Origin of the sequence: Natronolimnobius baerhuensis, from assembly GCF_002177135.1 — an archaeon.
Classification (GTDB): domain Archaea; phylum Halobacteriota; class Halobacteria; order Halobacteriales; family Natrialbaceae; genus Natronolimnobius; species Natronolimnobius baerhuensis.
The window spans coordinates 205,600-218,217 of the sequence record NZ_MWPH01000003.1; the positions used below are offsets into that span (position 1 = coordinate 205,600).

Sequence of the window (12,618 nt, forward strand, 5' to 3'; positions counted from 1 at the left end):
TCTGGTGACGCTCCCGTTACCGGCGACAGTGACGAGACCCCTTCGTTTCAACTGGAGATCACACTATAGCTCGAGGAGGATTCTCGAGTCGAAAGAACGGAAAGAGTAGTCCATCCTGGATTCGAACCAGGGTCGAAGCCCCCAGAAGGCTTCAGGATTGGCCACTACCCTAATGGACTTGACATGTTTCGCCGGTCCGCGATTACCGACGACGTACCAATCAGTAACGCGTGGTCATATTAGAGTGTTACGAACTGGATTGCAAGCGGAAACGGGGTACAATGTCGGGTGATTCTCAAGTGGGCAGTCCCTAATCGAGAAAACTCGTCCGTGGTGGCTCGAAGTGTTCCTTTCGGTGGCAATTCGCGCAGAGAACGGTACACTGTTCCATTTCAGTTCGAATTCGGTCTTTCGCCCGATTATCTGCGACCAATCTGGTGATGGTTGTCTCCTTCGTATTGCTGTCGTGATGGAAATCGAGACAGGCAGGATCGGACACCGAGCAGCGATTGCAGCCCACGTCCTGTTTTTGATCGTGAATCCACCGACGACGCCCCTGTGTTGGTGATGTATAATGGTGCCTGCGGTGACAATTGGCACAGAGAACCACACACTTATCGATTTCGTCACGAAGTTTCTCTTTCCCGTATCCGTAGGTGACCATTCGCCCGACTGCCATCTCTTTCGTCGTTTCGTCGACGTGGTGGAAGTCAAGACACGCAGCAGCAACAACTCCGCACCGTGAACATCCTCGATTCCGCTTTAGATCATTGAGCCACGAACGAAGGCGTGAGCGACGACGTAGCGATCGCTCTGTGTTCCACTCCGTGTTTCGATAATGCCATCGCTGATCAACGGAAAGTTCTTCCCAAACGAGATCAGCGGGAATTTCGACATCGTCAGGTTTTGGCTGGACACGAGATCCGGAGGATCGGGCCGTTTCTAACCCTGCCTTCTGCTTTGCATCGTTCCAGCCACCACACGTTCGAATAATCGTCGCTGATGCCGGCGTCAACCCCAACTCCTCGTACTGCGCTTTCGTCGGCGATTCGCCAAGCTGTTCGGCAGCCTCGAGCAAGGCCTCGAGACAGTCCGCTTCCGTCGTCACGCCCCGTTTGGGCGCACCATTGTATATAAACCACAGCCACTCGCCCGCTGCTCCGGCGAATATCACCACTCGAGCCCAAACCGATACCACTTTTCCGTTCTCTCACGCAGCCTCGAGTATGTACGTTGGACGATTCGTCGTTGTTGGACCCGAGGGTGGAGCCTACCGCGTCTCCTCGAGGTCGTTCCCGAACCGGAAGATCAGCGAGCGCGAGGATGCACTGACCGTGGGGCCAACCGAGGACGCACCGGAGACGGACAATCCCTACGTTGCCTACAACTGCCTGCGTGTGGTCGAGACGCCAGCCGACGGTGAGACCGTCGCGTTCGGGAACGGCTCGCACGTCGACCCAATCGCGGAGAAACTCGAGTTGGGGTATCCCGCCCGCGATGCCCTCGCGGAGAGTTTGCTCGCGCTGGATTACGAGAAGGACGACTACGATACGCCTCGGATTGCGGCGACGATCACTGACGACGGCGAGGCACTGATCGGCACCGTTCGCAAGGACGCCCTCATCGTCGAACCGGTCGAGGAGCCGACGCTGGTTGCGACCTACGAAAAAGACAGTCCCGAAGCAATCGAGTTCGCAGCCGAGAGCGCATCCGAGGCGGCACGCGAGGCCTACGACCTCGAGTTCGAACACGCGGTCTGTGCGGCCGGCGTCGCGCTGACCGACGATGGGTTCGAGACGGCGTTCGAGAACGGCGAGTAACGGGCTTCGAACCGCGATACTGTCGTGATCGAGGCGAAGCCAAGGGTGTGATGTGCTTGCGCGTGCCAAACCTACAAACCGCTTGCAGTTGTACACATCGGGCATGCAGGTGGGACTCATTTCGGACGTCCACGGCAACCGGGTCGCCCTCAAGGCCGTTCTCGAGGATATGCCCGGAGTCGACCGGCTGTTGTGTGCGGGCGACGTGGTGGGATACAACCCGTGGCCGGCAGACTGTATCGACACGCTGCGCGAACGGGAGGTCCCGACAGTAATGGGGAACCACGACGCCGCTGTCGCCGCCGACACGCCGTTTCGATTCAACAGCATGGCCCGCGCAGGTGTCGACTACACCAAAGAGCGCCTCTCTGCGGATCACCACGAGTGGCTGGCCGACCTCCCTACAGAGCGCCTCGCATGCGACGGTCGGATCAAACTCGTCCACGGTCATCCGGACGATCCGGATCGCTACACGCGATATACCTACCCTCGAGAGTTCTCACCCCGCCTGCTCGGCGACGAGGACGTGCTCGTCCTTGGGCACACCCACGTCCAGGGGGTCGAACGTTTCGCGGAGGGAATCGTCGTCAATCCGGGCAGCGTCGGCCAACCTCGAGACGACGACCCGCGGGCGGGCTACGCGGTGGTCGATCTCGAGGCGATGACCGTCGATACGTATCGCGTCGAGTACGATATCGAGGCAGTGCAGGCGGCGGTCAGGGAGGCCGGGTTACCCGAGCAGATCGGAAGCCGGCTTGCGCGCGGGAAGTGACATTCCGCCAGATTGGACTGAGTATCGCTTTGAATCCGTATAGCCGCCGCTTGGTCTGACCGATACATTCTTATGCTGATATTTAAATGGAGAATATAATGAGTGAAACGCTGGAGTATGCCGACCGAACGTTCGAGTTGATCGGATACGGATTCGCCGTACCGGCGTTCGCCATCTTCGCCGCGTTAGGCGTCTACGTCCTCGAGAGCGTCGTCTACGGGACTATCATGGGCGTGTTCGCGGGAGGTGGAACGGTGCTGTATGCTCCGTGGCGGCTTCGGCTCTCAGCCGTTCAAAAAGAGTCGGACGAGACCGTCCCGTTTGCAGCGGCGGTCCGCCGGGCAGGGGGCAACGCACAGCTAGCCATGTTGGGTCAGGGCCTCTATCTCGGCGCGTTCGCGATGTTCACCATCGCGTTCGTTTTCGCTGGCCCGAACCTGCTCGTTGGGCTCGCTGTAGCCGTTCCGATTGCGGTATTTGCCCCCTACGTGGGATCGACACTCATCGAGAGAACATCACATGAGTGAGCAATCAATCACCGACGAGGAAACCGAACGATGGGGCTCCCGTTTCCGCCCCGACACACTGGGAGGGCTGTTTAAGGCGCTCTTCGTCGCGTCGATAGTGTCGTTTTTTCTATCGGTGATGGGACTCATGGTGTACCTACTGTGGCTGCCCGAAGCAAATCCGACAGTGACGCTGGCCGATCCACCCGTAGCTGCGGCGGCTGGGTCGTGGATCGGTATCCCGGTCTCGCTGTTCTGTTATGGCAGCTGGTCTGCCTGGCAACTCCGAGGGCTGCCTCGAGACCCAGATCAGTTGACCTCGAAAAACCCGGTGAAGATGTTGGCGTACATGATCGCGGTGTTTGTCGCGAACAAGGATGATCTGGACGCCTACGACAGGCGCCTGCGCACGACCACCTGGGCCTTCGTCGGGGTGGTGATCTGGGGTGTGTTCACCGCGGCCATGCTGTTCGGTGAGCCACGGGCAGCGTGACGGAGCAGACGCTACTGGCGTATCTGGTCGGTATCCCGGCTGTTCCCAACTGGACAGTCGTCCGACGTCGCCCTCGTCTGTGTCCCGGCCACCACCCGACATCGAATCCCAAGCATACGATCCGGGAAGCGAACCCTTTTAGGCGCCGTACTTCGCTACTCCCAGCCATGGAAGACACCGGCGACACCGCGTGTACCGAGTGGAAGCGACCCCCACACGCCGTGAACCGGTGTTGCTGCCGTTCCCTCGTTTCTCCCGCTCGAGTCACACGCTCGTGGCGTCACACTCTCAGTGCCCTCGCAGAACCCTCCTCAAGCAATGTTACGCCGACTGCGTGAGGACACGCGGGCGATGTGCGAACGCGACCCCGCCGCAAAGGGGTGTCTCGAGGTCGCACTCGCGTATCCCGGCGTGCATGCGGTCTGGGGCCACCGGCTTGCACACTGGCTCTGGAATCACGAGTTACAACTTCTCGCACGGGTGTTTTCACATCTCGTGCGCATGCTGACGGGCGTCGAAATTCATCCGGCGGCGACGATTGGTCGTCGGGTCACAATCGACCACGGTATGGGTGTCGTCATCGGCGAGACGGCCGAGGTCGGCGACAACGTCCACATGTACCACGGCGTGACGCTCGGCGGGAGCACGAACGAACCGATCAAGCGCCATCCGACGCTCGAGGACGGGGTACAAATCGGCGCGAACGCGACGCTACTCGGTGATATCGTCATCGGAAAGGATGCAGCCGTCGGTGCTGGCTCGGTCGTCACTGCCGACGTCGAGTCGGGCACAACCGTCGCGGGCGTCCCGGCAGAGCGCGTTGACGAGTAACGACGGCCCGTCTATTGCTGACTCTCGTCGACCGTTCCATCCGTCCCCGGCGGCGACCCTTCGGCTGGAACACCCTCACCCGTCTCAACGCTTTCCTCGGACTGCTCGGCGTCCGAGTCCGTTGCGCTCGGGTCCGGATCAGAGACGTACCCAAGCTCGAGCCAGAGTTTCGCCGTGCAGTCGAAAGACTCCTCGTCGAGTTCCGTCTCATCTTCGTACTGGTCGAGATAGCCGTTACAACGACCGTGTTTGACGACGTTCATCAGCGTCGCCACAGAGCCACACTCCGGACAGTCAAGAGAGTAGTTCCCCGCGTCATTTTGATGCCAGGCATCCGGTGTCAATTCCGTGTACGCGGCGTCCTCAGATTGGTTGCTCATGGGCCACTAGTGGGGAGCAAGCCCGGTAAACGAAAGCCCGGAGCACGCAACCCTCACCGGACCACCATATATCAAGGAGCTGTTACACCACATGTTTAGGAAGGGGGCTTAGACGTGTTGCTGTACAACGTTTTAGTGACTCATATGTCCAACCTCATCCCATCCGAGCCAGTCGAGATTCTGCTCATCGAGGACAACCCGGGCGATGTCCGTCTCACGAAGGAGGCATTCAACTCGATTGAGACGGAGACGACATTTCACGTCGTCAAAGATGGCGAGGAAGCAGCCGACTACTTCCATCTGCGTGAGGACGAGCCCGGGTTGTCAGACGACAATCCCGATCTGGTACTGTTAGATCTGAATCTGCCGCGAATCGACGGGTTCAGAGTCCTCGAGTTGCTCGATACAAAACTCGATTACCCGCCACCACCAATACTCGTCCTCTCGAGTTCGTCGGCTGAAAGCGATATCTCTGAAAGTTACAAAAACGCCGCAAATGCGTATCTCACGAAACCCGATAATCTGGTCGAATATAACGAGATGGCGGGCGCTATCGAGGAGTTCTGGCTCGAGACGGCACACCATCCACCTGCACCGTCATAACGCAGCAACGACGGAGCGACAGCCGGCCTCGAACTAGACGAGCGGCTCGACCAGCGCCGTTCCGGCCTCGAGCAGCGTCTCGACGCGGTCATCGACGGTCGCCTCGGCGTAGACGCGCAACACCGGCTCGGTGCCACTCGGGCGAACGAGCAGCCACGAGCCATCCGCAAGTTGGAGTTTGAAGCCATCGGCCGTGTTGACACCCTCGACAGCGGTCCCAGCGACGGTTTCTGGAATTTCGTCCTCGAGGTCCTCGAGAACGCGTGCTTTCTCGTCATCGGGACAGGCGACGCTTCGTTTGTCCTGAACGACAGTGCCATGCTCAGCAAGCAGTCGGTCAACGCGCTCATCAAGTGGTTCTTCGGCGTGCATCGCGGCTGCGAGCAGGGCCATGAGAACGCCGTCTTTCTCGCGGACGTGGCCGCGAATCGTAAAGCCGCCGGACTCTTCGCCGCCGATTAGTGCGTCGTGGTCGGCCATCGCCTTCGCGACCCACTTGAACCCGACTGGGACCTCGTGGACGACCTCGTCGTGAGCCTCGGCAACGCGGTCGATCAGGAACGTTGTCGAGACCGAGCGGACGACGGAGCCAGTCTCGCCTGCAAGCAGATAATCGTAGCAGGCGGCGAAAAACAGGTTTTCGTCGAGGTATCCGCGTTCTGGCGTGACGATTGCGATTCGGTCGGCGTCGCCGTCGTTAGCGATTCCCAACTCGGGGGCCGTCTCCTCGGCGGTGACGAGGTCGATTAGCTCCTCGAGATTCTCGGCTGCGGGTTCCGGTGCGCCGCCGCCGAAGTCGGGGTCACGAGTACAGCGCAGACACTCGAGTGAGGCACCCGCCTCCTCGAGAATAGCGTCAGTCGTCCCGCGGCCGCTGCCGTGCATGGCATCGTAGGCGACGGTGAGGGCAGAGAGGTCGACATCGCCGGTGATGCTGGTGACGCGCTCGTGGACGGCCTCGGCGTGGGGCGTCACGAGGTCGACCTCACGGACGCTGCCGTGTTCGGCCTCGGGCAGCGGGTCAGGCTCGGCGAGTCGCTCGGCGATGGCGTCAGTCACCTCCGGCAGGGCCGGCGCGCCGTCCTCGGGAATGAACTTCACACCGTTGTACTCCGGTGGATTGTGCGAGGCAGTAATCGCGAGACCGCCCGCGAGGTCGCGCTCGACGATTGCGTGGGCGACGAGGGGCGTCGGGCGGTCGCGTTCGGGAATGAGCACGTCGAATCCGTTGACACAGAGTACGCGCGCCAGTTCCTCTGCAAAGCCACGCGACGTTTTCCGGGCGTCGTAGCCAACGACGACGGGCGCGTCGTGGCCCTCGTCGGTCAGGTACGTCGCCACGGCCTGTCCGACCATCCGGACACGGGGTGCAGTAAACTCATCGAGCGTCGCCCGCCAGCCATCGGTACCGAAACGGATCGTCTCCATACGTTACCATCACTGTCCCCCTCGAAAAAACCGACGCCGACTGGCAGCGTCCGCGCAAAAACCGAGCGCTGCAGTACGAACCGACTATCCAAGACGGCGGAGATTTATCGATAGAGACACTAGTTCGAGCCATGAGTCAGTCGCCCTCCGTTCTCGCAGTCAACGGCAGTCTCCGCGAGACGAGTTACACGCGAACCGCACTCAAGTACACACTCGAGGCGGCTTCGGAAGCCGGTGCAGAGGCCTCGCTCCTCGATTTGGGCGAGTACGATCTGCCGGTCTACAATCCGGATATCGACGGGCAAGGCGACGGGGCAGAAGTCAAACAGCTCATGCGCGAGGCCGACGCCGTCGCCCTCGGGACGCCCGTCTATCACGGCTCCTACTCGGGTGCGCTGAAGAACTTCCACGACTACTGCGGCTGGGACGAGTACGAAGACACGACTGTCGGCCTGCTCGCGACCGCCGGCGGCGGCAGCTACGGCTCGACGCTCGACCACCTTCGAATCACGGTCCGTGGCGTCCACGGCTGGGTGCTCCCCCACCAGGTCGGCATCCGCAGCGCCTCGAGCAAGTTCGTCGACGACCCCGACGCTATCGACGGCCGTGCGTTCACTGAGGACGCTCTCGAGGATCGAACGCGAAAGCTCGGGCGAATGCTTGCCGAGTATGCGTTCATCGAACCCAACGTGACCTCGCCGCGAACGACTGTTGACGACTAATTGCGCGCGTTAGTCCCTCTCGAGACGTTCCTCGAGCAATTCTTCCTTCTTCGCGCGTGTGAACTGTTTGACCTCGTACTCGCGAGACATCGCTGCTGATTGTGTCTCATAGCGTTCGTGATGACGAACCTCGACTGGCGTGCGCCCGCGCGTGTACTTCGCCCCCTCGCCTGCGTTGTGCTCGCGGACTCGCCGCTCGAGGTCAGTCGTATAGCCGGTGTAAAACGTTCCATCGGCACACTCGAGGATGTAGACGATGTGCTCGTCAGCCATAGCCAACGGTACGAACACGGCTGTAAAAAGCGACTCGTCCGCAGGGGTCCTGGGTGGTCATCAGTCGCGATTCTCAGGTGGGGTTACGAGCCACGAGCACGTTTTCTCGCGGCTTCGGAGATGCCGGCGTTTGCCGAGCAACTCACGCAGGCGTGGATGTCGCCGTACTCGTCGGCGAAGACGCGTGCAAAGCGCTCGGAAACGTGGGCATCGCAGTGGTCACAGGTGGGCATTGGACACACCGGCAGCAGCCGGTATATGGCTCTTGCAGTCGAGTTGTTAAAAAGACTTGGCCAAACGCAGTAAGGTATTGTTGATATCAGAAGATTATTTTTGCTGTTATGGTCCATCGGATCGGGCGTTGGAAACCGTGCGAGCGAGTAGCGCAGCCTGTGCGCCAGCGACGAATCCGGCGTCGATGTTGACCACCGAGAGGACGGTACAGGACTGGAGCATTCCCGCAAGGGCGGCCTCGCCGTCGCCACCGTAACCGTACCCACTCGAGACCGGGACACCGATCACTGGCGTATCGACGAGGCCCGCGATGACCGTCGGGAGTGCACCCTCTCGCCCGGCAGCGACGATCAAGACGTCCGCCTCGCGAAAGCGCTCAACCTGATCGAGCGTGCGATCAAGTGCAGCAACGCCGACGTCGTCGACTCGGTCAATCGTCGCACCCGCATCCGCACAGACCGCCTCCGCTTCGTCCGCAACCGGCCCATCAACGGTCCCCGCAGTGACGATTCCGACTGTCGCCTCGAGCGAGAGCTGTTCGTAGTCCGGTGTTTGCATCAGAACCGTGGTTCCACGACGCTCGAGCGTCGTTGCCGTTGACTCCGAGTGGGACTCGAGGGCGTCAATCTGCTCGTCCGAAGCACGTGTAATGAGTGCTCGATCCGTCGTCTCGAGTGCGGTTGCAGCGAGTTCGACCACCTGTGCGACCGATTTTCCCTCGGCGAGGATCGCTTCGGGGATGCCGCGGCGCTGCTGGCGAGCCGCGTCGAATCGGCCCGCCTCACCCGTGACGTAGCCGTTGAGTTCGGCCTCAGCCTGTGCCGGCGAAAGTGAGCCGTCAGCGACGGCCTCGAGAAGTTCGCGCATACTCGAGGTGGGTGACGTGACCACTCGAATCCGTCGACCGACTGCGAGAAAGAGAAAGCACGAGCGAGAGCGCCCGAACCGCGCGCGAGGCCCATTCGTTGCCCGAACACGGGTGAAACGACTGAGCGAGATTCATCCGACATATACTTTCCGGTGAGAACAGCCATCGAAACGGACGAATCAACCCCTGAGGACCCCATATATCGTACTACAACCAAAGAATTTATATGAGGGAAAGAGGAACAAAGACATCGTATGGCAGACCTTATCGTCAAAGCCGCCGTGAAGGAAGCGCTCGATGACAAAAACGTTGCCTCGGACTTCTACGACGCACTCGACGAGGAAGTCGACGAACTCCTCGAAGACGCAGCCCGACGCGCCGAAGCAAACGACCGGAAGACGGTCCAGCCCCGCGACCTGTAAGGAACGCCAGCTGACAACCGTTTTATCGACGCTACAGTCCATACCGACAGGTATGGTCTGATTACTGCATGCGAAAAGATAGCATACCGAGAGTGTTCCGTACGTCTTCCGTTCTCGAGGAACTGGCGAGTCCCGAACAGGCCTGAACCCATCGTCCCTATCGCTGCTCGAGATACTCGTTCGTCCGCCCGCAAACGACATATTCTGCCTCTTGGAGATCCGCAACCGATGCCGACCCAGTGACGAACATCGCCGTTCGTAACTCGAGTGCGAGCGTTTCGATCAGATCGACGACTGCGTCCGTTCCCTGCCCTGCCGGTCGGAGGAACGGTTTCGCGAGGCCGCCTGCCTGTGCGCCGAGGGCGATTGCCTTCGCGATGTCTAGCCCGGAGCGAACGCCACCGCTCGCGATGACTGTCTCGTGAGCGGACGCCGCTTCAGCCGTGCTGACAGCGGTTGGGACGCCCCACGCGCGAAACAGTTGGCCGATTGCTTCCTGTCGGTCTGCACCGACGGCGGCCGCTCGGTAGGACTCGATTCCGGACCACGTCGTCCCACCCTGGCCAGCGACGTCAATTGCGTCGACACCAGCGTCAGCGAGTCGCTCGGCTGTTTCCCGCGAGATGCCGTTACCCGTCTCCTTGACGAGTACCGGCACCGAGAGGTCGGCTGCAACGTGTTCAATCGCCTCGAGACAGCCACGCGCGTCGATATCACCTTCCGGCTGGACGGCCTCCTGTAAGAAGTTGAGGTGAATTGCCATCGCGTCCGCGTCGATCATCTCGACGGCTTGCTCGACATCGTCGACGTCGTACTCGAGCAACTGTGCTGCGCCGACGTTTCCATAGAGGAAGGCATCGGGGGCCACGTCACGGACGACGGTATAGGACTCGAGTAAGGCCTCGTCCTCGAGTTCGATTCCGGCGCGCTGGCTCCCGACGCCCATCGCAATGTTGGTCTCCTGGGCGGCTTCAGCGAGCGCGCGATTGATTTTCGTCGTGTTCGGGTGGCCGCCGGTCATGCTCTCGATGACGATGGGGGCAGCCAGTTCCTGGCCGAACAGTGTGGTCGTCGTGTCGATTTCGTCGCGGTGGATCTCCGGCAGTGCCTCGTGAACGAGGTCGATATCGGCGAATCCCGCGCCGGTCGTCTCGACGTCTTCCTCCTCGATGATGCGGATGTGATCGTCTTTCCTGTCGGATGTCTCGGGCATCGAATCGTCTCTAGGGGAGAATAGAACGAGGTCATTGAAAAGGTGTCCATCCCTGTCGCCGTCGAAACACGGCTGGCAGAACGTGGGGCTCGAGTTTTTTAGTCCGTGGGGTCGTACCTGTTGTACCGATGAAACGCGCACTCGCGGTTGGCTTCGGACTACTGTACGTTCTCGTCCCCGATAAAATCGTCAACGCGACCGAACAGGCCGCATTCGAGAATCCCGACGACGGGCAATTACGGTCGATAACAATTCCAATCGCACGACTCGAGGGGCTGGCGTTCTGTACGTTCGCGCTCCGCGGGCAGTTCCCAAAACCGTTGCGTGCACCGCTTACCCTCCTCGGCTTCATGCTCGCGGCGATTCCCCAGCAGATGCTCGCGTACGGCCTCGCCATCGCCTACGAGAACCCGACCGACCTCGAGGTGAAGCCATGGGTGGTGCCGGTCGCTCGAGTCATCGGCGTGCTGTACGTGATTCTCGGACTATTCGTCGGGCGGGTGGATGCGCCGACGGACGACGGCGGAGAAACTGAGCCGCTTGAAGGATAATCAGTACACTCGAGTCTCGACACCCTCCTCGAGGCCGACGTAGGTCACGTCCGCGCAGTCGACGAACAGCCCGTGCTCGAGGACGCCTGGAATCCGCGATAGCTGCGTTGCAAGTTCGTTCGGATCCGAAATCGGCCCGAACGCGCAGTCGAGCACCAGATTCCCGTTGTCGGTCACGATGGGGCCGTCCTTGTGTTCAGCATCGCGCAGCGTCGGCTCGCCGCCCAGATCCTGCACGCGGTCGGCGACGACGGTGTGGGCGTCGGGGATGACTTCCACCGGCACCGAGCGCTCGAGTCGGTCGGCGAGTTTCGAGGGATCGGCGACGACAACGAATCGCTCCGCGGCTGCATCAACAAGCTTCTCGCGCGTGTGCGCCGCGCCGCCGCCTTTGATCAGCGCGCCGTAGCCGCTCGCATCTGGATCGTCGACGACCTGATCCGCGCCGTCGATTGCGAGATCGACCGTTTCGACTGCATCGAGATCAGTCAGCGGGATGCTCGCCTCGAGCGCGCGCTGGCGCGACTGGAATGAGGTGGGGATACCCTGTACCTCGAGGCCGTCGCTGACAGCCTCCCCGATGGCGTCGATGGCGTAGGCGGTCGTTGACCCGGTTCCAAGCCCGACGACGTCGCCGTTGTCGACCTCTTCGGCTGCGCGTTCGCCCGCTCGTCGCTTCGCGGCGTCGGTGCCGCCTGCCGTCTTCATACTCCAACGGGTGCGGGGCGACGGGAAAAAGGTGTATCTCTCGGTCGCCCCCGACGCAATATTCGCCACGACGAGAGATTCGATTGATCAGTGAGACGAACCTAGGATAGATGACCGAATCGTTTCTGCACCGAATCGCCGTTCTCACAGTGCTGTTCGGTGGGTTCGTCACGTATATCGGCAGTGAGCCGGCGAATCCCGACCTCTTCGTACTCGGCCTCCTCATCGCACTTGGTGGCTTTCTCGTCGGCTTCGTCGGACTCGTCATCGAAGCCAGGGCGCGGTGGTAAGAATCAGGACGGGCACGACGCCGCGTCCCCTCGAGCAACCGCAACTGATTTTTCGCTCACATTCATTGCCGCCGGTATGGACACCGCCGAACGACGGTCCCTCCTCGAGCGGGCCAACCGCCAGAGTGCGACTATCGGGCAGGAACTCCCCGAGACGATCACCGTCGGCGACGACGAGCTCCCACTCGAGGAGTTCCTCATCGAGACCCGCAAGGTGGAGGGGATTCCGGACGACGCGAAACCGCTGCTACACGAGACGCGCAAGGAACTCACGGCAGAGCGCAAACGCCTCGTCCAGCGCCTCGAGTCGGCACCAATCGACCGCGAGGAGGGCGACGAAATCGTCGAGGCCATCGCCGGCATCGACCGCGCCGCGAACGCCCTTCAGAGTCTCCGGCGCGGCCGGTTCGGGTCCGAGGCACGCTCGGCAACGCTCGAGGATCACGAGCGCTGGCTCGAGTTTGTGGATACGATCCGCCGATAGAGCGCAGACGACCCATCGAC

General features: G+C 61.1%; 19 protein-coding genes and 1 tRNA gene. 11 read left to right on the top strand and 9 right to left on the bottom strand.

Features of this window, described 5'->3' with window-relative positions; all coding sequences use genetic code 11:
- Window positions 1-106: 106 nt before the first annotated feature.
- Window positions 107-179, bottom strand: a tRNA-Gln gene (locus B2G88_RS13565).
- Between the two features lie 131 nt (window positions 180-310).
- Window positions 311-1,108 carry a homing endonuclease associated repeat-containing protein gene (locus tag B2G88_RS19965; protein ID WP_054863841.1) on the bottom strand — a complete coding sequence of 266 codons (798 nt, stop codon included), beginning with the start codon at window positions 1,106-1,108 and terminating at the stop codon, window positions 311-313.
- A gap of 118 nt (window positions 1,109-1,226) precedes the next feature.
- On the opposite strand from B2G88_RS19965, the gene B2G88_RS13575 reads away from it, so the two are divergent.
- The 5 genes from B2G88_RS13575 to cysE all read left to right on the top strand — a co-directional run bounded on the left by B2G88_RS13575 (window position 1,227) and on the right by cysE (window position 4,422).
- Window positions 1,227-1,820, top strand: coding sequence for an IMP cyclohydrolase (locus B2G88_RS13575; protein WP_087715063.1), 594 nt, complete (start codon window positions 1,227-1,229; stop codon window positions 1,818-1,820).
- A 103-nt stretch (window positions 1,821-1,923) separates the two neighbouring features.
- The gene (locus B2G88_RS13580) at window positions 1,924-2,592 is read left to right on the top strand and encodes a metallophosphoesterase family protein (RefSeq protein WP_054863840.1); all 669 of its coding nucleotides are present in this window, start codon (window positions 1,924-1,926) and stop codon (window positions 2,590-2,592) included.
- A gap of 98 nt (window positions 2,593-2,690) precedes the next feature.
- Entirely contained in the window at window positions 2,691-3,119 is a 429-nt protein-coding gene (locus tag B2G88_RS13585) for a hypothetical protein (RefSeq protein ID WP_087715064.1), read from the top strand.
- On the top strand, window positions 3,112-3,591 hold the full coding sequence (locus B2G88_RS13590) for a hypothetical protein (protein ID WP_087715065.1): 480 nt from the start codon (window positions 3,112-3,114) through the stop codon (window positions 3,589-3,591). The genes B2G88_RS13585 and B2G88_RS13590 overlap by 8 nt, the downstream gene beginning before the upstream one ends.
- A gap of 318 nt (window positions 3,592-3,909) precedes the next feature.
- Window positions 3,910-4,422, top strand: a complete 513-nt coding sequence (cysE, locus tag B2G88_RS13595; RefSeq protein WP_054863837.1) for a serine O-acetyltransferase — start codon at window positions 3,910-3,912, stop codon at window positions 4,420-4,422.
- An 11-nt stretch (window positions 4,423-4,433) separates the two neighbouring features.
- Here cysE and B2G88_RS13600 read toward each other — a convergent pair whose 3' ends face one another.
- Window positions 4,434-4,802, bottom strand: a complete 369-nt coding sequence (locus tag B2G88_RS13600; protein ID WP_054863836.1) for a hypothetical protein — start codon at window positions 4,800-4,802, stop codon at window positions 4,434-4,436.
- Between the two features lie 144 nt (window positions 4,803-4,946).
- Here B2G88_RS13600 and B2G88_RS13605 point away from each other — a divergent pair, with 144 nt between their 5' ends.
- Window positions 4,947-5,405 (top strand): response regulator, encoded by a 459-nt coding sequence (locus B2G88_RS13605; RefSeq protein WP_087715066.1) that lies wholly within the window; start codon window positions 4,947-4,949, stop codon window positions 5,403-5,405.
- A 33-nt stretch (window positions 5,406-5,438) separates the two neighbouring features.
- Here the strand turns inward: B2G88_RS13605 and B2G88_RS13610 are convergent, their stop codons facing one another.
- On the bottom strand, window positions 5,439-6,833 hold the full coding sequence (locus B2G88_RS13610) for a phosphoglucomutase/phosphomannomutase family protein (protein WP_087715067.1): 1,395 nt from the start codon (window positions 6,831-6,833) through the stop codon (window positions 5,439-5,441).
- A 131-nt stretch (window positions 6,834-6,964) separates the two neighbouring features.
- On the opposite strand from B2G88_RS13610, the gene B2G88_RS13615 reads away from it, so the two are divergent.
- Window positions 6,965-7,555 (top strand): NADPH-dependent FMN reductase, encoded by a 591-nt coding sequence (locus B2G88_RS13615; RefSeq protein WP_054863835.1) that lies wholly within the window; start codon window positions 6,965-6,967, stop codon window positions 7,553-7,555.
- Window positions 7,556-7,564: 9 nt separating this feature from the next.
- On the opposite strand, the gene B2G88_RS13620 is transcribed toward B2G88_RS13615, so the two are convergent.
- From B2G88_RS13620 to larB, 3 genes are all read right to left on the bottom strand, one after another.
- Window positions 7,565-7,828, bottom strand: a complete 264-nt coding sequence (locus B2G88_RS13620; RefSeq protein ID WP_054863834.1) for a GIY-YIG nuclease family protein — start codon at window positions 7,826-7,828, stop codon at window positions 7,565-7,567.
- Window positions 7,829-7,911: 83 nt separating this feature from the next.
- Window positions 7,912-8,061: a DUF7563 family protein gene (locus tag B2G88_RS19645; RefSeq protein WP_176393246.1), complete on the bottom strand. Its 150-nt coding sequence runs from the start codon at window positions 8,059-8,061 to the stop codon at window positions 7,912-7,914.
- Window positions 8,062-8,167: 106 nt separating this feature from the next.
- Window positions 8,168-8,929: a nickel pincer cofactor biosynthesis protein LarB gene (gene larB / locus B2G88_RS13625; RefSeq protein ID WP_087715068.1), complete on the bottom strand. Its 762-nt coding sequence runs from the start codon at window positions 8,927-8,929 to the stop codon at window positions 8,168-8,170.
- A 255-nt stretch (window positions 8,930-9,184) separates the two neighbouring features.
- On the opposite strand from larB, the gene B2G88_RS13630 reads away from it, so the two are divergent.
- On the top strand, window positions 9,185-9,352 hold the full coding sequence (locus B2G88_RS13630; protein WP_004267503.1) for a DUF1931 family protein: 168 nt from the start codon (window positions 9,185-9,187) through the stop codon (window positions 9,350-9,352).
- Window positions 9,353-9,509: 157 nt separating this feature from the next.
- Here B2G88_RS13630 and fni read toward each other — a convergent pair whose 3' ends face one another.
- Window positions 9,510-10,565 carry a type 2 isopentenyl-diphosphate Delta-isomerase gene (fni, locus tag B2G88_RS13635; protein WP_087715069.1) on the bottom strand — a complete coding sequence of 352 codons (1,056 nt, stop codon included), beginning with the start codon at window positions 10,563-10,565 and terminating at the stop codon, window positions 9,510-9,512.
- Between the two features lie 128 nt (window positions 10,566-10,693).
- On the opposite strand from fni, the gene B2G88_RS13640 reads away from it, so the two are divergent.
- The gene (locus tag B2G88_RS13640) at window positions 10,694-11,116 is read left to right on the top strand and encodes a hypothetical protein (RefSeq protein WP_054863833.1); all 423 of its coding nucleotides are present in this window, start codon (window positions 10,694-10,696) and stop codon (window positions 11,114-11,116) included.
- On the opposite strand, the gene rpiA is transcribed toward B2G88_RS13640, so the two are convergent.
- On the bottom strand, window positions 11,117-11,824 hold the full coding sequence (rpiA, locus tag B2G88_RS13645; RefSeq protein ID WP_087715070.1) for a ribose-5-phosphate isomerase RpiA: 708 nt from the start codon (window positions 11,822-11,824) through the stop codon (window positions 11,117-11,119).
- Window positions 11,825-11,934: 110 nt separating this feature from the next.
- Between rpiA and B2G88_RS13650 the strand changes: the two genes are divergently transcribed.
- Both B2G88_RS13650 and B2G88_RS13655 read left to right on the top strand, forming a co-directional pair.
- The gene (locus B2G88_RS13650) at window positions 11,935-12,114 is read left to right on the top strand and encodes a hypothetical protein (RefSeq protein ID WP_054863832.1); all 180 of its coding nucleotides are present in this window, start codon (window positions 11,935-11,937) and stop codon (window positions 12,112-12,114) included.
- Between the two features lie 76 nt (window positions 12,115-12,190).
- Window positions 12,191-12,598 carry a DUF5788 family protein gene (locus tag B2G88_RS13655; protein WP_087715071.1) on the top strand — a complete coding sequence of 136 codons (408 nt, stop codon included), beginning with the start codon at window positions 12,191-12,193 and terminating at the stop codon, window positions 12,596-12,598.
- Window positions 12,599-12,618 lie beyond the last annotated feature (20 nt).

Coding starts and splice junctions, on each gene's coding strand:
- larB (WP_087715068.1), bottom strand. CDS start 8,929: ATGCGCGAACTTCTCGAGGCCGTCGCTGACGGCTCACTTTCGCCGGCA.
- B2G88_RS13610 (WP_087715067.1), bottom strand. CDS start 6,833: ATGGAGACGATCCGTTTCGGTACCGATGGCTGGCGGGCGACGCTCGAT.
- rpiA (WP_087715070.1), bottom strand. CDS start 11,824: ATGAAGACGGCAGGCGGCACCGACGCCGCGAAGCGACGAGCGGGCGAA.
- fni (WP_087715069.1), bottom strand. CDS start 10,565: ATGCCCGAGACATCCGACAGGAAAGACGATCACATCCGCATCATCGAG.
- B2G88_RS13650 (WP_054863832.1), top strand. CDS start 11,935: ATGACCGAATCGTTTCTGCACCGAATCGCCGTTCTCACAGTGCTGTTC.
- B2G88_RS13615 (WP_054863835.1), top strand. CDS start 6,965: ATGAGTCAGTCGCCCTCCGTTCTCGCAGTCAACGGCAGTCTCCGCGAG.
- B2G88_RS13605 (WP_087715066.1), top strand. CDS start 4,947: ATGTCCAACCTCATCCCATCCGAGCCAGTCGAGATTCTGCTCATCGAG.
- B2G88_RS13600 (WP_054863836.1), bottom strand. CDS start 4,802: ATGAGCAACCAATCTGAGGACGCCGCGTACACGGAATTGACACCGGAT.
- B2G88_RS13630 (WP_004267503.1), top strand. CDS start 9,185: ATGGCAGACCTTATCGTCAAAGCCGCCGTGAAGGAAGCGCTCGATGAC.
- B2G88_RS13585 (WP_087715064.1), top strand. CDS start 2,691: ATGAGTGAAACGCTGGAGTATGCCGACCGAACGTTCGAGTTGATCGGA.
- B2G88_RS13575 (WP_087715063.1), top strand. CDS start 1,227: ATGTACGTTGGACGATTCGTCGTTGTTGGACCCGAGGGTGGAGCCTAC.
- B2G88_RS13590 (WP_087715065.1), top strand. CDS start 3,112: ATGAGTGAGCAATCAATCACCGACGAGGAAACCGAACGATGGGGCTCC.
- B2G88_RS13580 (WP_054863840.1), top strand. CDS start 1,924: ATGCAGGTGGGACTCATTTCGGACGTCCACGGCAACCGGGTCGCCCTC.
- B2G88_RS19645 (WP_176393246.1), bottom strand. CDS start 8,061: ATGCCCACCTGTGACCACTGCGATGCCCACGTTTCCGAGCGCTTTGCA.
- cysE (WP_054863837.1), top strand. CDS start 3,910: ATGTTACGCCGACTGCGTGAGGACACGCGGGCGATGTGCGAACGCGAC.
- B2G88_RS13640 (WP_054863833.1), top strand. CDS start 10,694: ATGAAACGCGCACTCGCGGTTGGCTTCGGACTACTGTACGTTCTCGTC.
- B2G88_RS13655 (WP_087715071.1), top strand. CDS start 12,191: ATGGACACCGCCGAACGACGGTCCCTCCTCGAGCGGGCCAACCGCCAG.
- B2G88_RS13620 (WP_054863834.1), bottom strand. CDS start 7,828: ATGGCTGACGAGCACATCGTCTACATCCTCGAGTGTGCCGATGGAACG.